This is a genomic window from Streptomyces sannanensis (assembly GCF_039536205.1).
GTDB classification, from domain to species: Bacteria; Actinomycetota; Actinomycetes; order Streptomycetales; family Streptomycetaceae; genus Streptomyces; species Streptomyces sannanensis.
Window position 1 is genome coordinate 1,112,646 of the sequence record NZ_BAAAYL010000001.1, and the last position, 19,328, is coordinate 1,131,973.

The window sequence follows — 19,328 nt, forward strand, 5'->3', positions numbered from 1 at the left end:
GATCGCCTGATTCGGGGCAGCGCTGCGGATCGGGTCCGGCGCCCTTCGGGCCGCCCCGGCCGGCCGTGTGCCGACGGCCGGCCGGGTCCGTTGTCTACTGGGCGTCGGACCCCACCCGCCGCAGAACCTACCCACCCCTCGCCGCCCCCTGTCAATACCCGTCCGACCTGCGACGATGCGGTAGTTCACCAGGTGGCGGGACCACTGACGGCGGCCCCGCCGGGTGATACGGGATGCCCGTACGTCACTCGTCCGGCCGCACGAACACCGTGTGCCCGGACACCACCGTGCGCAGACAGACGGGCAGCGCGGCGCCCGGCGTGAGATCCGGCAGCCCCGGCGTACCGGAGCGCGGGTCGGTGGACCAGCGCGCGACCCGGTCGTCGGGGGCCTGGACCACAAGGGAGTCGGTGCGCCAGACCGCGTAGTCGGCCGGGGCCCCGGGCACCAGCACGCCTGCGTCGTCACGGCCGACGGCCCGCCAGCCGCCCCGGGTGTGGGCGGTGAAGGCGGCGCGTGCGGAGATCCGGTGCTCGGGGGTCCGGTGGAAGGCCGCGGCACGGACGGTGCCCCAGGGGTCCAGCGGGGTCACCGGGCTGTCGGAGCCGAAGGCCAGCGGCACCCCGGCGCGCAGCAGGGCGGCGTACGGATTGAGGGTGCGGGCCCGCTCGACGCCGAGGCGCTGCGCGTACATCCCGTCCTCGCCGCCCCAGGCCGCGTCGAAGGCGGGCTGCACGGAGGCGGTGAGCCCCAGTTCGGCGAAGGCGGCGACGGTCTCGGGGGTGAGCATCTCGGCGTGCTCGACCCGGTGGCGGGCGGCCCGGATCCTGGCCAGGCCGAGCTTCTCGGACGCGGCCCGGACGCCCTCGACGACGGCGGTGACCGCGGCGTCGCCGATGGCGTGGAAGCCCGCCTGGATGCCTGCCTCGGTGCAGGCCGTGACATGGGCGGCGACGGCGGCCGCGTCGAGGTGGGCGACACCCGTGGTGTGCGGGGCGTCGGCGTACGGCTCGTGCAGGCACGCGGTGTGCGAGCCGAGGGAACCGTCGACGAAGAGGTCACCTGCCGCGCCGATGGCACCGAGCTCACGGACACGCTGGGCGCCCTTGGCGTCGGTGACCTGCTCGGCCCAGTAGCCGACGACGCGCGGGCCGGACTCCTCCTCGGCGAGCTGCAGCAGTCCGCGGAGGTCCTGCTCGTCGGAGATCTGGGGGCCCGCGCATTCGTGGACGGTGCCGATGCCGAGCGAGGCGGCCCTGCACAGGGCCGCCCGCTGAGCCTCGGTGCGCTGCTCCGGAGTGATCGCCGCGTGCGCGGCGGCGCGCACGGCGTGGTGCGCGGCGCCGGTCAGCGGGGCGTCGGGGTGGTAGCCGGCCAGCTCTGTGATGCCGGGGACGAGGTCGAGCAGTGCGGTGGTCACGACGGCCGAGTGGACGTCGACACGGGGCAGATACAGCGGCCTGCCGTCCGCGGCCCGGTCGAGCTCTTCGCGAGTCGGGGGGCGCTGCTCGGTCCAGCGGGTGGCGTCCCAGCCATGGCCCAGCAGCACCTTGTCGGCAGGCCGGGCGACGGCGTGTGCGCGTACCCGCTCCAGGGCCTCGGTGAGTGTGCGGACACCGGACAGATCGAGCCCGGTCAGGGCGAGTCCGGTGGCCGTGGTGTGGACATGGGCGTCGGTGAACGCCGGGGTGACCAGGGCGCCTTCGAGGTCGATCACCTCGTCGACGCCCGAGGCGAAGGCATCGGCCGCGCCTTCGGAGCCGACCCAGGCGACATGCCCGCGTTCCACGACCATCGCGGTGGCGAAGGGGTCGGCGGGGCTGTGGACGTCTCCACCGCGCAGCAGCACGGTCCGGGGTTCGCCCGGTGGAGTCTGTGGGGCAGTGCTCTCGGTCATGAGCACCAGTTTCGCCCCTGCGGCCCCGCTCACTGCACGCGGGGCGGGCGTGCCTCGTACGGGGTGGAGAGGACCACGGTAGTACGGGTCGAGACACCGGCCGCGGAACGGATGCGGGTGAGCAGGTTCTCCAGCTCCGCCGGGCTGGCGACGCGGACCTTGAGGATGTAGTTCTCGTCCCCCGCGACGCTGTGGCAGGCCTCGATCTCCTCGACCCCGGCCAGCCGCTCGGCGGTGTCGTCGGGCGCGCTGGGGTCGAAGGGTTTCACCGAGATGAAAGCGGTCAGCGGCAGTCCCAACGCCTCGGGGTCGACGACGGCCCGGTACCCGCGGATCACCCCGCGTTGTTCCAGGCGGCGTACCCGCTGGTGCACGGCCGATGTGGACAGGCCCGTGGCCTTGCCCAGGTCGGTGTAGCTCATCCGCCCGTCCTTGACGAGCAGATCGACGATCTGACGATCCAGGTCCTCCATAGCCGATCAACCTATTGCCCCGAGGCCCCTCCGGCACAGCCGGGGTCGGCATGCGGGCACCCGCGGGGCACATGTGACGAACACCACAGGCGCGCGGAAGTGTCCGGAGGGAAACGCGGGTTACCCCGCACGCGTGGCGGGAAGTGCTTGCTGTGGCCGAGGGCGCACCTGCCAGGTCGGCCCACCCAAGGGGGAGTATCTCCATGCAGAGTCTTGAGCGCGGCAGCCGTACCGAACCGGAGCCTGCCGATTTCCTCGAGTCCGTGGACGACGACGGTCTCGACGCCTACGACACCTTCGAGATGTACCGGGTGATCTGCCCGGACTGCGCACAGCCGATCGCGCTGCTGGCGGACGAGGACGTCCTGCCGGAGCACGCGTTGTGCCCCACTCCGTGGAACCCGTTCGTGCTCACCGTGTGCACCGGCACCGGCCGGTCCGCGGCCGATGCTCGCCCCGCGGACGAGGCGCTGGGGCTCCAGGAGCAGGACACCGCACTGCTGTTGACGCTCCCCCAGGGACTCGACTGGCGGACGCAGCCCTTCTCGCACGTCGGCGGTCCGGGCTCGCGTCCCATCAAGATGCCGCAGATGCGGCGTCAAGCCGCCTGACAGTACGTCGGATATCCGGCCGAGGTCATGTCGCCGGACGGGCCTGCTTCCGTCCGTCCGGCGGTTGAGGACCGGAGGCTGGGGCGGAGCCCCGGCCGGGCCGGGGCTCCGGAACCACCGCAGGCCGGATGCCCTGAACGAACGGTCGAACGTGACCGGAGACGGGCACCTGGCGTTGGCCGGGCATGAGCCTGCTGTATTCCGTGTCCGGCCCGAAGCGCCGCCGCGTGGCGCCTCTTCCTGAAGAATCGGTTCCGCGTCCCTCCGACCCGCCCATCTACCGGGAGCTCGTGCGCCGTTGGGCGAAGCTCGGCAGAACCGTGCCGGGACGCCGGGACCAGGAGTGGACCCGGCTCACGGCGTCACCCGCGTGGCCGGGGCGGGTCAGCGGGTCTCAGGGCCCGCGAGATGGCGGCCGATGACCATGCGCTGAATCTGGTTGGTGCCCTCGACGATCTGCAGCACCTTGGCCTCACGCATATAGCGCTCGACCGGGAAGTCCTGCGTGTAGCCGTAGCCGCCGAGGACCTGGACCGCGTCCGTGGTGACCCGCATCGCGGCGTCCGTGCAGAAGAGCTTGGCCATGGCGGCCTGCTTGGAGAACGGCTTGCCGGCGTCCCGCAGCCGCGCGGCCGCGAGGTACAGCGAGCGGCCCGCCTCGATCTGGGTGGCCATGTCGGCGAGCATGAAGCGCAGGCCCTGGAAGTCCGAGATCGGCCGGCCGAACTGCTTGCGCTCCAGGGCGTACCCGAGGGCCGCGTCCAGTGCGGCCTGGGCGACGCCCATGGAGCAGGCGGCTATACCGAGCCGGCCGGCGTCCAGCGCGGCGAGCGCGATGGAGAAGCCCTGGCCCTCCTCGCCGAGGCGGCGGGCGTCGGACACCCGGACATCGTCGAAGTGCACCTGGGCGGTGGGCGAGCCCTTCATGCCCATCTTCTTCTCGGGCGCCGCGGCGCTCAGGCCCTCCGCGTCGCCGGGCACGAGGAAGGCCGTGATGCCCTTGGGGCCCGCGCCGCCGGTGCGGGCCAGGACGGTGTAGAAGTCGGCGACACCACCGTGGGTGATCCAGGCCTTGGTGCCGGTGATGATCCAGTCGTCGCCGTCGCGCACGGCCTTGGTGCGCAGCGAGGCGGCGTCGGAGCCGGAGGCGGGCTCGGAGAGGCAGTACGCGCCGAGGAGGCCGCCGCCCAGCATCGCGGACAGGTGCTCGCCCTGCTGGTCCTTGGTTCCGTACCCGGCCAGGGCGTGGCAGGCGAGCGAGTGGACGCTGACACCGAGGCCGACGGTGAGGCGGGCGGCGGCAAGCTCTTCGAGTACCTGCAGGTAGACCTCGTACGGCTGGTCTCCGCCGCCGTACTCGGAGTCGTACGGAAGGCCGAGCAGCCCGGCTTCCGAGAGCAGCGAGAAGATCTCCCGCGGGAAGCGGCCCTCGGCCTCCTCGTCGGCGGCCCTGGGCGCGATCTCGCGCTCCACGATGTCGCGCACCAGCGCGATGAGGTCGCGGGACTCCTCGGTGGGCAGCTCTCTCTCCACCGGTTGCGGGGCGTGCTCGGGCATTGCGGCGCTCTCCTCCCTTTCGGGCGCTGCGGCGGTCGCCGGCGCAGGGTGTGGCGGCGCCGCCGGGGTCGAACTGCCCAGCCGGTGCCGCCCTCCCGGATCACGGAAGGGGCACGTCAGTGGCTGTGGCGGGTTGAGTATGCCCGATCGGAAGGCCCCCGTCACGGGGTGATTTTCTGTCTTTCCTCGTCAGCCCACTTCCCGGGCCGGGCAGCCCGGTTCGAACTCCTCGATCGTACGGAGAGTGCCGCCTAGCATGCGGACCAGGAGATCGCGCACGGTGTCCCGGCCCAGCTCTTGATGGCCCAGCCAGTCCAGGGTGACGTACTCGACGCTGGTGAGCCAGCCGAGCAGGGCGAGACGGGCGATCAGCGGGATCGTCCGGCGGCCGTAGGCGCCCTCGGCGATGGTGGCGATCAACTCCTCGCGCACGGTGTCGCGTATCGCCTGGACCTGGGTGTCGAAGCCGACGCCGCCGGTGACGATGGTGCGGTAGGCGGCCTGGTGGCTCTGGGCGTAGCGCAGATAGCCGTCGACGGTGCGGTGCACGCGCTCGGCGGGCGGCAGTTCGGTGCCGGAGGCGGCCCGGGCGACCAGCTGGGCGACCGAGTCCTCGACGATCGCGAGGTAGTAGCCGCGTTTGCTCTTGAAGTAGTAGTAGATCAGGCCCTTGGCCACCCCGGCATGCTTGGCGATGTCGTCCATCGACAGCGTGTCGTAGGAGGTGTCGGCGAACAACTTCCGGCCGATCGCCATGAGTTCGGCCCGGCGGTCCTGGGACCGCCCGGCCGACGCGAAGCTTTGTTGACTGCTGCTCAAGTTTGACCTCGGTCTCTGCAACCGTCACAGGATCTCCGCAGTGCAACTCCACCCACGCCTGAAGCGCGGGCTTCCAACCCGAAGGTTGCGGTCCAGCCCGAACCGGCCCCTTGCGGGGCCAGAACACGGTACCAGGGGCCGAGGAAGGGATTCAGATCCTTGGGTCAGCTGATACCAACGGCGGCGAGGGCCTGCTTCTGGGAGCCTGTGGGCTTGGCGGGCCAGTAGACATAGCAGACCCCGCCGGTGCCCGAGACGACCTTGCCGGTGGCGTTGTACCGCTTGGTCCTGAGCCAGATGTTCTCGAACTCACGGCGCCGGTAGACGCGGCGTACGGCGTCGTTGCTCGGTGAGGCGGGGTCGTTTGCGATCACATCGCCTTCGGCGGTGAAGCCGATCACCGTCATCAGATGACCCGAGGTGCCGTAGCCCGCCCCGGTCAGCTCCTCCTTGCGGAACGACTGGGACGTTATGACCGGGATGCCCGCGCGGATCAGCCTCTCCAGGTCGGTCAGCGACCGGAGTCGGGTGACGGCCGCGCTCATGCCCGGGTACGTGGCCGCGTAGGCCGCGTTGAACGGCCAGTTGCCGCAGCCCTGGTACTGGTAGTCGTAGGTGAACCGGGCGGCATGGCAGACCTGCGGGTCGGCGAAGGCCGGATCGACCCAGGCCAGGTCCTCGGCGCTGGGCCGGCGGCCCCAGTACTCGAGGATCATCTGCGACGAGGTGGGGCTGCACCAGGCCTCACCGCCGTTGTCGTACTCCGGGTACTGGCCGACGTGCGTGTTCTGCGAGTAGCGCGGTACGGGCAGTTCCCCGGCCACGCCGGGCACGGACGCCGGTACGGTGAACCGGTCCGGGATGTCCGAGGCCATCGCGCCGAGCCGCCACACGACGGGCGTGAGCCCGCTGCCCGGCCGGCGGAACAGGGTCAGCCGCAGCTCGTACGAGACCAGGCGCAGCCCGCTCGCGGGAGAGTCGATGGAGAAGGTGTCGGTCCAGATGCTGCTCCTGCCGTCCGTCTGGTCGTCGACGGAGGTACGGCGGATGTCACCGTCGCCCGACGCCCAGCGGCCCATGACGTACCAGGGCGTCGCGGTGCCGTCCGAGTAGCCGCCGCGCAGCTCGGCCTGGAGCCAGGTGCCTGCGGGGGTGTCGGCGTTCCAGGAGGCGATGACCTCCGTCGCGGGCACGGACGGCCGGTGCACGGGCGATGTCCAGGTGGCGTACTCCCAGGAGGTCGTGGTGCCGGTGTGCGGGTCGGCATATTCGGTGAGGCCCGTGGGAGCGTCGATGACCAGGCCCGGGCGGCTGCCCGGGCGGGCCCGGGTGCCCGCCGCGGTGCCGCCGCGCCAGTCCGCGTACTTCGCCCAGGAGCGGTTGTCGATCAGCGGGGCGTCCGTGGCCTTGTCACGTGTGGCCGCCGCCACGGGTGCGGTGGACGTCGCGGCCGCGCCCGCCATGGCGAGCGCGGCGGCCAGCACGGTTCTGCGCGGAGTGCTTCCGGTCATGTTCATGGACCCCCAGACGGATGATGAGGACGGGACGCAAAGATCACAGATGCATGAAGCGGGCCCCACTATCGCGGGTGACGGCACGTCTCTGCCACTGATTCGGCTCGCGTCATGTAAACGAATATTGGTCTCGACCACTGGCATGACCTGCGGTGCCGCGCCAAGCCCCGGAGACCGCCCGCTTAGGGTGGGCGCATGAACGACCTCCACCGGCTCGCGGCGGAGCTGCGCACGCTCCCGCCCTCCTGCGGTCCCGTGCGGCTGATCGCTGTCGACGGCCACGCGGGCTCGGGCAAGAGCACCTTCGCGGGCAGGCTGGCCGACACCCTGGGCGGCGCGCCCGTGCTGCACCTGGACGACCTGGCCACGCACGACGAGTTCTTCGCGTGGACGGAACGGCTGCGCGAACAGGTGACCAGGCCCCTGTCCCGCGGTGAGACCGCGCACTACGCCCCGTACGACTGGTATCTGCGCCGGTTCGGGCCGCGACTCCCGCTGGAACCGGAGCCCGTCGTACTGATCGAGGGAGTGGGTGCCGGCCGCCGCACGCTGCGGCCGCTGCTCGCGCGGCTGCTGTGGATGGAAATGGACGCGGACATGTCCTGGGCGCGCGGCCGGCACAGGGACGGCCCGGCACTGTCCGCCTTCTGGGACGAGTGGACCGCCGAGGAACTCCGGCACTTCGCCGACGACCCCTCGCGCCCCTTCGCCGACACCTTGGTGCGCCAGTGCCAGGGGGGGTATGAGTGGCTTCCGGGGCCTTCCGTGACAGCAGGCTCGCACCAATTCCTCACGGAGCGTTACCGGCTTTCGCAACCACACTGAACGGTCGGAAAACCGCCCGCTCGAGTCCCTCAACTGCGCTTGACCCAGGGGGCGTACAGGTCTTACGTTCTCAATGTGCGGCTTTACGGAGCCGCCGCAGACGCGGAGCCCCCGGTTGTTCCCCCGTGATCGGGGGCTTCGTTCTGCCTCCCCCCTCTTTCCCGAGTGCGACGCGCCGCCTCTCGCTCACCCTGGGTCACGGATCACCGGCCCCGCCACATCCCGCGGTCCCTTTCACGCACCCTTCGGTCCGCCACCCCCCGCGGGTACGATGCAACGAGATCGGTCAAATCCCGTCCGCGACAAGGCGGTTCAGCAAGCCGCCGCAGGGTGCGCACCCGGCGGCACGGCATGGGGGGCACGGTTGGTGGGGGACGTGAGGGACTTCGGCACGCCGGGCACACAGGCCCCGGCCGATCTCGCCTGGCTGCGCGGGCTGGACGCCTACACCATGGGCGCCTATCCGCAGGCCGAGGACGAGTTCAAGGCCGCCGTACGTATCGACCCGGGCATGGCCGACGCCTGGCTCGGCCTCCATGCGCTGCGCGTCGACACGACGACCGCGCTGCTGCGCATGTACCGGCACCGCGACCGCTTCGGCGAGCAGCGCACCCGCCACCGACGGACCCTGAACTCCTGGTACTGGCTGGGGTGGTGGGTCCAGCCGGTCCTGGAGAGCCCGCGCGATCTGCTGCTCGCCCATGCCTCGCACTGGCTCGACGGACGCCATGTCCCGGAGCTCGACCGGGCCCTCGCCGGCCTGCCGCCCGTCGACACCGACCAACAGGTCCGCTTCCTGCACGCCTGCCGGGCCTATCTGGTCAAGGACTGGGAGCAGCTCGTACGCCACACCGAGCCGATCGTCGACGACCCGCTGCTGGGCATCGAGGCCGGGCTGTTCGGCGGGATGGCCCGGGTACGGCTCGAGATGTACGGGCAGGCCGAGCCGCTGCTGACTGCCGCGCTGATGCGGTGCCGCAGCGAGCAGCCCCAGCGCAAAGAGCTGCGCTACTGGCTCGCCCGTGCCCTCGATGGCACCGGCCGCACCGCGGCCGCGCTGCCGCTGTACCGTGCGGTGCACCGCGTCGACCCCTCCTTCATGGACACCGCGGCACGGCTCGCCGCCATCGCCGAGATCGACGGATTCGACGACCCCACCGACCTGGCCGCGGTCTCCCTGAACGGGTTCGGCCAGGACACGGCCGAGGCGCAGAACGGCGAAGCCGACCCGCTCTTCTGGCCCGACCCGGCGGACGGCCGCGATCCGCGGACCATCGGCGAGACCCTGATCCCGCCCGTCGTCCCCGCAGGGCCGGCCGACTCCGTACGGGAGAAGGCGGTCTTCCCCGTGCAGCCGGGCCCCCCGCAGTTCCCCGCCGGGCCCACCGATCCCGAACTGCTCGCCGAGGCGCTGGCAGAACTGGAGCGGATGGTCGGCCTGGAGCCGGTGAAACGTCAGGTCAAGGCGCTCTCCGCACAGCTGAACATGGCCCGGCTACGAGCCGATCAGGGCATGCCCGTACAGCCGCCCAAACGTCATTTCGTCTTCTCCGGCCCTTCCGGGACCGGCAAGACCACGGTCGCCAGGATTCTCGGCCGGGTGTTCTACGCCCTGGGGCTGCTCGGCGGCGACCATCTGGTCGAGGCCCAGCGAGCCGATCTCGTCGGCGAGTTCCTGGGGCAGACCGCGGTCAAGGCCAATGAGCTCATCGACTCGGCGCTCGGCGGGGTGCTCTTCGTCGACGAGGCGTACAGCCTCTCCAACACCGGCTACAGCAAGGGCGACGCCTACGGCGACGAGGCCCTCCAGGTCCTCCTCAAACGCGCCGAGGACAACCGCGACCATCTGGTCGTCATCCTGGCCGGCTACCCGGAGGGCATGGACCGGCTGCTCGCCGCCAACCCGGGCCTTTCCTCCCGCTTCACCACCCGGGTGGACTTCCCCTCGTACCGGCCGCTGGAACTGACCTCCATAGGCGAGGTGCTGGCCGCCGAGAACGGCGACACCTGGGACGAGGAGGCGCTGGAGGAGCTGCGCAGCATCAGCGGGCATGTCGTCGAGCAGGGCTGGATCGACGAGCTGGGCAATGGCCGCTTCCTGCGCACGCTGTACGAGAAGAGCTGCGCGTACCGGGATCTGCGTCTGTCCACGTACGCGACGCAGCCCACCCGCGACGATCTCGCGACGCTGCGCCTGCCCGACCTGATGCAGGCCTACGGTGAAGTCCTCTCGGGCCGCGGGCCCCAGACCCCGCCGCAGCTCTGAGCACGGTGGAAAGCTGCGCCCTGCGGGCGGTGTCAGCTGGGGAGAACCGACTGCCCACAACCAGGGGGCGACCGTCTACTCCCGCGGCGTGTGAAGGGGGCCGTGCAAGGGGTGCTGTCCGGGCCGTAAAACGTGATGTGTGACGCGCGAACGTGCCGGGTGATCAATACGGACCACGAGATCGCGCGGCGTACGGGGGTCCGGGGTCCGCGGCGCAGCCGCTGATGTCACGCCCCGGAAAACACGGCATGCCCGGCCCGGACGGTATCCCCGGAACGGCAACCGGCAACCGGCAGCAACCACCCAGCCCGTCCTGGGGGCACCTCTGGGGGCACCCTGAGGGCACCCTGGGGGCACCCTGAGGGCACCCTGGGAGCACCCCCAGCGGTAGCTGGGGGAGGTAGCTGGGGGAGGTAGCTGGGGGAGGTAGCTGGGGGAGGTAGCCGGGGGAGCTTGAGGACGGACACACCGGCCGCCCGGACGGAGCACGGCAACCAGCCCAGGCGTGGGTCGCGTCAGCACTCCGCGATGACCGGCAACTCCGCGCCCGCCGGACGATGCACGGCGGCACCGCCCGGCGGGACCAGGTCAGCGGGCCAGGGCCTGTGCCGGGGCCGGGGTCGCCGGGAGCGGGACCGGCACCGGGGCGACGTCCCGGTGGGCCGGGTCGCGGACCTCGCCGACCAGCATCTCCAGCACGTCCTCCAGGGCGACCAGGCCGAGCACCCGGCCCGAGGAGTCCGCGACCTGGGCCAGATGGGCCGCGGAGCGGCGCATCACGGCCAGGGCGTCGTCCAGCGGCAGCTCGGCCCGCAGCGCGCCCAGCGGACGCCAGACATGCTGCGGAACCGCACGCTCCCGTTCCTCCAGCTCGAGCACGTCCTTCACATGGACGAAGCCCATGAAGGCCCCGCCCTCCGCACAGACCGGAAAGCGCGAGTAGCCGGTGCGTACGGTCAGCTCCTCGACCTCCCTCGGGGTGACCGAGGGGCGGACTGTGACCAGCGAGGAGCGGCGCAGGAGCACATCGGTGACCGGGCGGCTGCCCAGCTCCAGCGCGTCCTCGAGACGCTCCTGCTCCTCCGGCTCCAGCAGACCGGCCTGGCCCGCGTCCTCGACCAGCCGGTTCAGCTGCTCGCTGGTGAAAACGGCCTCCACCTCGTCCTTGGGCTCGACCCGGAAGAGCTTCAGCACCACCCGGGCGCAGGCGCCGAGCGCGGTGGTGACCGGTCGGCACAGCCGGGCGAAGCCGACCAGGCCGGGGCCGAGCCACAGCGCGGTCTTCTCCGGGGCAGCCATGGCCAGGTTCTTCGGGACCATCTCACCGATCACGAGATGCAGGAAGACGACCGCGGCGAGCGCGATCACATAGCCGAGGGGGTGGATGAGGCCCTCGGGGACATGCACCGCGTGGAAGACGGGTTCCAGCAGATGCGCGACGGTCGGCTCCGCGACCGCGCCCAGCGTCAGCGAGCAGACGGTGATGCCGAACTGCGCGGCGGCCATCATTCTCGGCAGATGTTCCAGCCCGTGCAGCACCTGCCGGGCCCGTGCCGAGCCGGCGGCCAAGGGCTCGATCTGGCTGCGGCGTACGGACACCAGCGCGAACTCGGCGCCCACGAAAAAACCGTTCGCCACCACCAGGAGGAGGGCGAAGAGGAGTTGCAGCACGCTCATCGCACGGCCTCCGCCACATCGGCGGTACGCACGAAACGCACCCGCTCGGCGCGGTAGCGCTCCACCTGGCGGACCGAGATCCGCCAGCCGGGCAGCTCGCCGCGGTCGCCGGGCGCGGGGATGCGGCCCAGCAGGTCGGCGACGAGGCCGGCCACGGTCTCGTAGGGACCGTCCGGCACGTCGAGTCCTATGCGCCGGAGGGTGAGCACACGGCAGCTGCCGTCGGCCTCCCAGGCGGGATTTCCGTCCTCCGCCGCGACCGCGGCGAGTTCCGGCCGCCCGGCAACCTCGTCGTCGTGCTCGTCGCGGACCTCGCCGACGAGTTCCTCGACGATGTCCTCCAGGGTGACGACACCGGCCGTACCGCCGTACTCGTCGACGACAACGGCGATCGGCTGCTCGCTGCGCAGCCGCTCCAGCAGCTGCTGTACGGGCAGGGTCTCCGGCACCAGCAGCGGCGCGACCGCGATCCGGGCGGCCGGGGTGCGCGAGCGCTCGTGGAGGGGCACCGCGAGGGCGTCCTTGAGGTGGACCATGCCGACGACCTCGTCGATGCGGTCCCGGTAGACGGGGAACCGGGAAAGGCCGGTGGCCCGGGTGAGGTTGAGGACGTCCGCCGCGGTGGCGGAGGACTGAAGGGCGCTGACCTTCACCCGCGGCGTCATGACGTGCTGCGCGGTGAGATGGCCGAGCGACAGGGTCCGTACGAAAAGGTCCGCGGTGTCCTGCTCCAGGGCACCGGCCCGGGCCGAGTGACGGGCCAGGGAGACCAGTTCGCCGGGGGTACGGGCGGAGGCCAGCTCGTCGGTGGGCTCCACGCCCAGCGCCCGGACCAGCCGGTTGGCGACGGTGTTCAGCAGCGCGATCACCGGCCGGAAGGCCTGTGAGAAGGCGCGCTGCGGCCCGGCGACGAACCGGGCGACCTGCAGCGGCCGGGAGACCGCCCAGTTCTTGGGGACGAGCTCGCCGATCACCATCTGCAGGGCGGAGGCGAGCAGCATCCCGATCACGACGGACACACCGGACACGGCCCCGGCGGGCATTCCGGTCGCGGTGAGCGGCCCGTCCAGCAGCTGGGCGAGCGCGGGCTCGGCGAGCATGCCGACGACGAGCGAGGTGATGGTGATGCCGAGCTGGGTGCCGGAGAGCTGGAAGGACAGCTCCCGGAGGGCTTCGACGACCGTACGGGCCCGCCGGTCGCCCTCGGCGGCGGCGCGCTCCGCGTCCGGCCGCTCCACGGTGACCAGGCCGAATTCGGCGGCCACGAAGAAGCCGTTGGCGAGGATCAGAAAGAAAGCTGCGGCAAGCAGCAGTAGGGGGATGGTCATTCCGCCGCCTCCTGTGAGGGGGCGGCGCAGGTACTACCGGACGGTCCGTCCATTGCCGGAGGGAGTCACTCCTCTGGTCGCAGGGAACCCCGCGGGCCGTGCGGCCGGTGTGCTGCGGGGCGGGGTGCGAGGCGCACCCCGTCCACCAGAGTAACTATTGAGATCGCCTCCGCAATCTCCTGCTCGCCGACCGGACCCATCAGGTGTTGTCGCTGCCCGTGCCGTGGGTCTCGGCGAGGGCGCGCAGGGCCCGGGCGTCGCGGACGGCCTGCGCCCTGGCGATGCCGGGCTGGATACCCAGCGCGGGCAGGCTGGTGCCGTCGCTGAGGTCGAGGAAGACCCAGGGGTCGCCCGGGCGCAGATTGACCCTCAGGATCTCCGCCCAGGCCAGCCGACGCTTGGAGGTGAGGTTCACCACGGTGACCCCGGCGTCGTCCGCGACCACCTTGGGCCGGCTGAGCAGCACCAGTACGGCGGAGAACAACAGCGCGGTGAAGACGAAGCTGAGCCGCTCCCCCGGGCTGAGGTTCTCCAGCAGCAGGGCGACCGCGGTGATGACGACGAACATGGCCGTCCCCACGGTGAGCAGTACGGCCCGGGTCAGGGTCGGCCGGAACGTAACCGGCAGGTGCGGAAGTTCGGGCTGGGGCGCGGGGGCGGCCATGTGCTTCGTCGTCTTCTCTTCAGTTGGCGCGGTCGGTCAGAGGCGGCAGGCGTGGATCTCCGTGGTGAGGATCGCACGGGCGCCCAGGTCGTACAGGTCGTCCATGATCCGCTGGGCCTCGCGGGCCGGGACCATGGCGCGGACGGCGACCCAGCCCTCGTTGTGCAGCGGGGAGACCGTCGGCGACTCCAGGCCCGGGGTGAGGGCGACGGCCCGCTCCAGGTGCTCGGCGCGGATGTCGTAGTCCATCATCACGTATGTACGGGCCACGAGGACGCCCTGGAGGCGGCGCAGGAACTGCTGGACCTTGGGGTCCTCGTTGCTCGCGCCGGTGCGGCGGATGACGACGGCCTCCGACGTGAGGATCGGCTCGCCGACGACCTCCAGGCCGGCGTTGCGCAGGCTGGTGCCGGTCTCCACCACATCGGCGATGATCTCGGCGACGCCCAGCTGGATGGCCGTCTCGACGGCGCCGTCCAGGTGGACGACGGAGGCGTCGATCCCCTGGTCGGCGAGGTGCTTGGCGACGATTCCCTCGTAGGAGGTGGCGATCGTCATTCCGGTGAAGTCCTCGGGGCCCTTCGCCGTGCCGGGCTTGGTGGCGTAGCGGAAGGTGGACCGCGCGAAGCCGAGCGGGAGGATCTCCTCGGCATTGGCGCCGGAGTCCAGCAGCAGGTCACGGCCGGTGATGCCGATGTCGAGGCGGCCGGAGCTCACATAGATCGCGATGTCGCGCGGGCGCAGGTAGAAGAACTCGACCTCGTTGTCGGGGTCGACCAGGACGAGCTCCTTGGACTCCTTGCGCTGGGCGTAGCCGGCCTCATGGAGTATCGCCGACGCAGGTCCGGACAGGGAACCCTTGTTGGGGACGGCGATGCGCAGCATGAGATCGGCTTCCTTCGTTTCGCGTGGGGAGTGTGTGTTGCGTGCTGACTGGGGGGATCAGAGGTGGGCGTAGACGTCGTCGAGGGAGATTCCACGCGCGACCATCATGAGTTGTACGTGGTAGAGCAGCTGGGAGATTTCCTCGGCGGCGGCTTCCTTGCCCTCGTACTCGGCGGCCATCCACACCTCGGCGGCCTCCTCGACGACCTTCTTGCCGATGGCATGGACGCCCTTGCCCACCAGCTCGGCGGTGCGGGAGGTCGAGGGGTCGCCGTTGGCGGCCTTGTACTGGAGCTCGGTGAAGAGCTCTTCGAAGGTTTTGTTGGCCATGATGGATCCAAGAGTACGGGGTCCCGCTGCGCTCCCCGCGCCGACGTTCACGGACCAAGATCTTCTCAGCGCCAGGGTTCGCTGACCGTGCGCAGCGTGGCCGCGGTGGCGACCGCGGCGGTCACGGCCTCGTGGCCCTTGTCCTCGCTGGAGCCCTCCAGTCCGGCCCGGTCCAGCGCCTGCTCCTCGTTGTCGCAGGTCAGTACGCCGAAGCCGACCGGAACACCGGTCTCCACGGAGACCCGGGTGAGTCCGTTGGTGACGCCCTGGCACACGTAGTCGAAATGCGGGGTGCCGCCGCGGATGACCACGCCGAGTGCGACGATCGCGTCGTAGCCGCGACCGGCCAGGACCTTGGCGACCACCGGGAGCTCGAAACTGCCGGGGACCCGCAGCAGGGTCGGCTCGTCGATGCCGAGCTCGTGCAGCGCGCGCAGCGCGCCGTCGACGAGGCCGTCCATGACCTTCTCGTGCCACTGCGCCGCGATCACCGCGACGCGCAGGTCTCCGCAGTTGCGTACGGACAGTTCGGGTGCGCCCTTGCCGCTCACGTTTCTCCTCGAGGTCTCTCTGCTCACTGGTTGCCGCAGGCGGACGCGGTGGACGCGTCGAGCCAGGGCAGGTCGTGTCCCATCCGGTCCCGCTTGGTGCGCAGGTACCGGAGATTGTGCTCGCCCGCCTTGACGGGCATGGGCTCCCGCTCGGTGACCTTCAGGCCGTGCCGGACGAGTGCGGTGATCTTGTCGGGGTTGTTGGTCATCAGCCGCAGGCTGTGCACGCCCAGGTCGGCGAGGATCTGCGCACCTGCGCCGTAGTCCCGGGCGTCGGCGGGCAGACCGAGCTCCAGATTGGCGTCCAGGGTGTCGTGGCCGCGCTCCTGGAGTTCGTACGCGCGCAACTTGGACATCAGGCCGATGCCGCGCCCCTCGTGGCCGCGCAGATAGACGATCACTCCACGCCCCTCGGCGGTGACCCGCTCCATGGAGGCCCGCAGCTGAGGGCCGCAGTCGCAGCGCAGCGAGTGGAAGATGTCGCCGGTCAGACATTCGGAGTGGACGCGGACCAGCACCTCCTCGCCGTCGCCGATCTCGCCGTGGACCAGGGCGACATGCTCGACGCCGTCCACGGTGGAGCGGTAGCCATAGGCGGTGAACTCGCCGTGTGCGGTGGGGAGGTTGACCTCGGCCTCGCGGCGGACGGTGGGCTCGGAGCTGCGGCGGTAGGCGATCAGGTCCTCGATGGAGATGATCGTCAGGCCGTGCTTGCGGGCGAACGGGATCAGTTCGGGCAGCCGCATCATCACGCCGTCCTCACCGGCGATCTCCACGATCGCGCCGGCCGGACGCAGTCCCGCGAGCCTGGCCAGGTCCACGGCGGCCTCGGTGTGGCCGTTGCGGACGAGGACGCCACCGGACTTGGCGCGCAGCGGGAAGACATGGCCCGGCCGTACGAAGTCGCCCGGCTCCGCCTCGCCGCTCGCCAGCAGCTGGAGGGTGGTGGCCCGGTCGGCGGCGGAGATGCCGGTGGACACCCCGTGCGCGGCGGTCGCGTCGACGGAGACGGTGAAGGCCGTACGCATCGACTCGGTGTTGTGCTCGACCATCTGCGGCAGCCGGAGCCGGTCGAGCTCCTCGCCCTCCATGGGCGCGCAGATCAGGCCGCGGCACTCGCTCATCATGAAGGCGACGATCTCGGGCGTGGCCTTCTCCGCAGCGATGACGAGGTCGCCCTCGTTCTCGCGGTCCTCGTCGTCGACGACCACGACGGGCCGGCCGGCGGCGATGTCACGGATGGCCTGCTCGACGGGGTCGAGGGCGAAGTCCTCGACGTTGTCGGTGTCGTACCAGGTGGTGGGCAGGGCGGTCATGCCATCCCCCTTTCGTTCTCCCCCAGAGCCTTCGGCCTGGGGATGCCCTCATCTCCGCCCGCGCGGCGCAGAGGTGCGGCCATCGTTGTCATCTGCGGCCCGGCGGCCGCGCGTGCGTCGCTCACAGCATGGCTCCTTCCAGAGCGGGCTTCGCGCTGGTACGAGAGCGCTGGTACCAGTCGTGAGCGCCCCACAGGACGAGCGCGCCGTAGATGACATAGACGAGGCCGGAGAAGGCGTAGCCGTTGGTGAAGGCGAGGGGCACGCCCACCACGTCGACCAGGAGCCAGGCGAACCAGAACTCGACCATGCCCCGGGCCTGGGCGTACATGGCGACGACCGTGCCGACGAACACGTACGCGTCCGGCCACGGATCCCACGACAGGGTCGGGAAGGCGGTGAACAGTGCGCCGACCGCCAGGGTGCCGAGCGCGGCACCGCCCAGCAGAAAGCCGCGTTCACGCCAGGTGGCGAACCGGACGGCGAGGGAGCCGTCCTGGGCCTGCCGCTTGCCGCGCGTCCACTTCGCCCAGCCCCACAGGGCCACGACCATGACCACGACCTGCTTGCCGGCACTGCCCGACAGATGGCCCGCCGCGAAGGCCACGAAGAGAATCACGCCCGACAGGAACTGGGTGGGCCAGGTCCATATGGAGCGCCGCCAGCCGAGGGCGAGGGCGAACAGCCCCATCGTGTTGCCGACCATGTCGGACCACTTGATGTGCTGGTCGAAGACCGTGAAGGCCTCGGAGTTGAGCCAGGTCACAGCGCTCACTTCGCGGACTCCTCACCCGTGACGCCGAGCAGCCGCTCGACGTACTTGGCGATGACGTCGACCTCGAGGTTGACGGGGTCGCCGGGCTGCTTGATGCCGAGCGTGGTCAGCGCGAGGGTGGTGGGGATGAGGCTGACGGTGAAGTGCTCCCGTCCCGCGTCGACGACCGTGAGAGAGACACCGTCGACAGTAATGGACCCCTTCTCGACGACGTAACGGGTGAGTTCGGCCGGGAGCGAGATCTTGACGATCTCCCAGTTCTCGGAGGGCGTGCGCGCCAGGATCGTGCCGGTGCCGTCCACATGGCCCTGCACGATGTGCCCGCCCAGGCGGCCGCCGACGGCCATCGGGCGCTCCAGGTTGACCCGCGAGCCGACGGTGAGCGCACCGAGGCTGGAACGCTTCAGTGTCTCGGCCATCACATCGGCGGTGAACTGGCCGTCCTCGGTGTCGACCACCGTCAGGCAGACGCCGTTGACAGCGATCGAATCGCCGTGCTTCGCGCCTTCGGTGACGACGGGTCCGCGCAAACGGAAGCGGGACGCGTCCGCGAGCTGCTCGACGGCGGTGACCTCGCCCAGTTCTTCGACGATTCCGGTGAACACTCAGTGCTCCTTGGGGGCTTCGGTGGAGACGGCAGGGCTGTGCTTGCCCGGGGGACGATCCCCGGACCCCCGCCAGGGGCCCGACAAGGCGCCGCCTGTGTCGACGGAAGCCGGAATCGGGTGGGCGGTGATACGCAGATCGGGTCCGATGCGTACGGCCTCGGTGATGTCGAGCCGCAACGCTTCGGTGATGCTGGTGATTCCGGCGTCGGCGAGGGCCGAGGGGCCCCCGCCGAGGAAGGCCGGAGCGAGGTAGCCGACGACCTTGTCGACGGCGCCCGCGGCGACGAAGGCGGCGGCTAGGGTCGGGCCGCCCTCAAGGAGTACGGAACGGACGTTCCGCTCGTGCAGGACAGCCAGCAGCGCGGGAATGTCGATGCCCTTCGCCGTACGCGGCAGGCGTACGACCTCGGCCGGCAGGTCGCACTCCACATCCTCCGCGACGGCGACGAGGGTCGGCGCCGCGTCGTCCAGCACCCGGGCACCGGGCTTCACGGCGGTGCCGTTGGTGTCGACGACGACCCGCAGCGGCTGTGCGGCACCCGCGATGCCACGCACGGCGAGATGCGGGTCGTCCGCACGGGCCGTACCGGAGCCGACCACGACCGCGTCGGCCTCGGCGCGCAGCCGGTGGACGTCGGCGCGTGACTCGGCCGAGGTGATCCAGCGGCTGGAGCCGTCAGCCGCGGCGATCCGGCCGTCCAGCGTGGCGGCGTACTTCCACACGACATACGGACGGCCGAGGCGTACGGAGGTCAGCCAGGCGGCGTTGACCGCTTCGGCCTCCTCGGCGAGGAGGCCGTGCTCCACCTGGACCCCCGCCGCGCGCAGAGCCTCCGCACCGCCCGTGGCCTGAAGGTTCGGATCGGAGACGGCATACACGACGCGGGCGATCCCGGCGTCGATCAACGCCTGCGAGCAGGGGCCGGTGCGGCCGGTGTGGTTGCAGGGCTCCAGAGTGACGAATGCGGTGCCGCCGCAGGCCGGCACGCCCGCCCGACGCAGAGCGTGGACCTCGGCATGCGGGCCGCCGGCGCGCTGGTGGTACCCCTCCCCCACGCGCTCACCGGAGGCGTCGAGGATCACGCACCCGACGACCGGATTGGGGCTGGTGGAGCCGAGTCCGCGCGCGGCGAGCTCAATCGCTCGGCGCATGGCGTATGCGTCGGCTGCGGTGGCCACCGGGTCCTCCTGCCTCTTCGGGCACGGACTCCGGGGCTGTCGATGACGACAGA

At 71.0% G+C, this 19,328-nt stretch carries 18 protein-coding genes; 3 read left to right on the forward strand and 15 right to left on the reverse strand.

Annotation, left to right across the window (positions count from 1 at the left end; all coding sequences use genetic code 11):
- Nucleotides 1-244: 244 nt before the first annotated feature.
- Both ABD858_RS05020 and ABD858_RS05025 read right to left on the reverse strand, forming a co-directional pair.
- Nucleotides 245-1,897, reverse strand: coding sequence for an amidohydrolase (locus ABD858_RS05020; RefSeq protein WP_345034857.1), 1,653 nt, complete (start codon nt 1,895-1,897; stop codon nt 245-247).
- Between the two features lie 29 nt (nt 1,898-1,926).
- Nucleotides 1,927-2,370, reverse strand: a complete 444-nt coding sequence (locus tag ABD858_RS05025) for an Lrp/AsnC family transcriptional regulator (protein ID WP_345034859.1) — start codon at nt 2,368-2,370, stop codon at nt 1,927-1,929.
- A gap of 203 nt (nt 2,371-2,573) precedes the next feature.
- Between ABD858_RS05025 and ABD858_RS05030 the strand changes: the two genes are divergently transcribed.
- Nucleotides 2,574-2,981: a hypothetical protein gene (locus tag ABD858_RS05030; protein ID WP_345034860.1), complete on the forward strand. Its 408-nt coding sequence runs from the start codon at nt 2,574-2,576 to the stop codon at nt 2,979-2,981.
- A gap of 384 nt (nt 2,982-3,365) precedes the next feature.
- On the opposite strand, the gene ABD858_RS05035 is transcribed toward ABD858_RS05030, so the two are convergent.
- The 3 genes from ABD858_RS05035 to ABD858_RS05045 form a co-directional block, all read right to left on the reverse strand.
- Nucleotides 3,366-4,538: an acyl-CoA dehydrogenase family protein gene (locus ABD858_RS05035; protein WP_345034861.1), complete on the reverse strand. Its 1,173-nt coding sequence runs from the start codon at nt 4,536-4,538 to the stop codon at nt 3,366-3,368.
- A gap of 189 nt (nt 4,539-4,727) precedes the next feature.
- Nucleotides 4,728-5,357 (reverse strand): TetR/AcrR family transcriptional regulator, encoded by a 630-nt coding sequence (locus ABD858_RS05040; RefSeq protein WP_425586157.1) that lies wholly within the window; start codon nt 5,355-5,357, stop codon nt 4,728-4,730.
- Between the two features lie 164 nt (nt 5,358-5,521).
- Nucleotides 5,522-6,868 carry a peptidase C39 family protein gene (locus ABD858_RS05045; protein WP_345034862.1) on the reverse strand — a complete coding sequence of 449 codons (1,347 nt, stop codon included), beginning with the start codon at nt 6,866-6,868 and terminating at the stop codon, nt 5,522-5,524.
- A 198-nt stretch (nt 6,869-7,066) separates the two neighbouring features.
- Here ABD858_RS05045 and ABD858_RS05050 point away from each other — a divergent pair, with 198 nt between their 5' ends.
- Complete coding sequence (locus ABD858_RS05050) at nt 7,067-7,696, forward strand: uridine kinase family protein (RefSeq protein ID WP_345034863.1); 630 nt, start codon at nt 7,067-7,069, stop codon at nt 7,694-7,696.
- Between the two features lie 367 nt (nt 7,697-8,063).
- A complete protein-coding gene (locus tag ABD858_RS05055) occupies nt 8,064-9,962 on the forward strand; it encodes an AAA family ATPase (protein ID WP_345034864.1) in 1,899 nt (632 codons plus the stop codon).
- Nucleotides 9,963-10,550: 588 nt separating this feature from the next.
- On the opposite strand, the gene ABD858_RS05060 is transcribed toward ABD858_RS05055, so the two are convergent.
- From ABD858_RS05060 to ribD, 10 genes are all read right to left on the reverse strand, one after another.
- Nucleotides 10,551-11,639 carry a hemolysin family protein gene (locus ABD858_RS05060; protein ID WP_345034865.1) on the reverse strand — a complete coding sequence of 363 codons (1,089 nt, stop codon included), beginning with the start codon at nt 11,637-11,639 and terminating at the stop codon, nt 10,551-10,553.
- Nucleotides 11,636-12,967: a hemolysin family protein gene (locus ABD858_RS05065; RefSeq protein WP_345034866.1), complete on the reverse strand. Its 1,332-nt coding sequence runs from the start codon at nt 12,965-12,967 to the stop codon at nt 11,636-11,638. The genes ABD858_RS05060 and ABD858_RS05065 overlap by 4 nt, the downstream gene beginning before the upstream one ends.
- A gap of 199 nt (nt 12,968-13,166) precedes the next feature.
- Nucleotides 13,167-13,631 carry a PH domain-containing protein gene (locus ABD858_RS05070; RefSeq protein WP_345034867.1) on the reverse strand — a complete coding sequence of 155 codons (465 nt, stop codon included), beginning with the start codon at nt 13,629-13,631 and terminating at the stop codon, nt 13,167-13,169.
- Nucleotides 13,632-13,667: 36 nt separating this feature from the next.
- Nucleotides 13,668-14,516: an ATP phosphoribosyltransferase gene (gene hisG / locus ABD858_RS05075; protein WP_345034868.1), complete on the reverse strand. Its 849-nt coding sequence runs from the start codon at nt 14,514-14,516 to the stop codon at nt 13,668-13,670.
- 57 nt (nt 14,517-14,573) lie between these two features.
- Entirely contained in the window at nt 14,574-14,846 is a 273-nt protein-coding gene (locus tag ABD858_RS05080) for a phosphoribosyl-ATP diphosphatase (RefSeq protein WP_345034869.1), read from the reverse strand.
- A gap of 65 nt (nt 14,847-14,911) precedes the next feature.
- The gene (gene ribH / locus ABD858_RS05085; RefSeq protein ID WP_345034870.1) at nt 14,912-15,397 is read right to left on the reverse strand and encodes a 6,7-dimethyl-8-ribityllumazine synthase; all 486 of its coding nucleotides are present in this window, start codon (nt 15,395-15,397) and stop codon (nt 14,912-14,914) included.
- A 23-nt stretch (nt 15,398-15,420) separates the two neighbouring features.
- Entirely contained in the window at nt 15,421-16,713 is a 1,293-nt protein-coding gene (locus ABD858_RS05090; protein ID WP_345034871.1) for a bifunctional 3,4-dihydroxy-2-butanone-4-phosphate synthase/GTP cyclohydrolase II, read from the reverse strand.
- A 121-nt stretch (nt 16,714-16,834) separates the two neighbouring features.
- Nucleotides 16,835-17,479: a nicotinamide mononucleotide transporter family protein gene (locus tag ABD858_RS05095; RefSeq protein WP_345044272.1), complete on the reverse strand. Its 645-nt coding sequence runs from the start codon at nt 17,477-17,479 to the stop codon at nt 16,835-16,837.
- 5 nt (nt 17,480-17,484) lie between these two features.
- Nucleotides 17,485-18,093, reverse strand: a complete 609-nt coding sequence (locus ABD858_RS05100) for a riboflavin synthase (protein WP_345034872.1) — start codon at nt 18,091-18,093, stop codon at nt 17,485-17,487.
- Nucleotides 18,094-19,275 carry a bifunctional diaminohydroxyphosphoribosylaminopyrimidine deaminase/5-amino-6-(5-phosphoribosylamino)uracil reductase RibD gene (ribD, locus tag ABD858_RS05105; RefSeq protein ID WP_345034874.1) on the reverse strand — a complete coding sequence of 394 codons (1,182 nt, stop codon included), beginning with the start codon at nt 19,273-19,275 and terminating at the stop codon, nt 18,094-18,096.
- Nucleotides 19,276-19,328 lie beyond the last annotated feature (53 nt).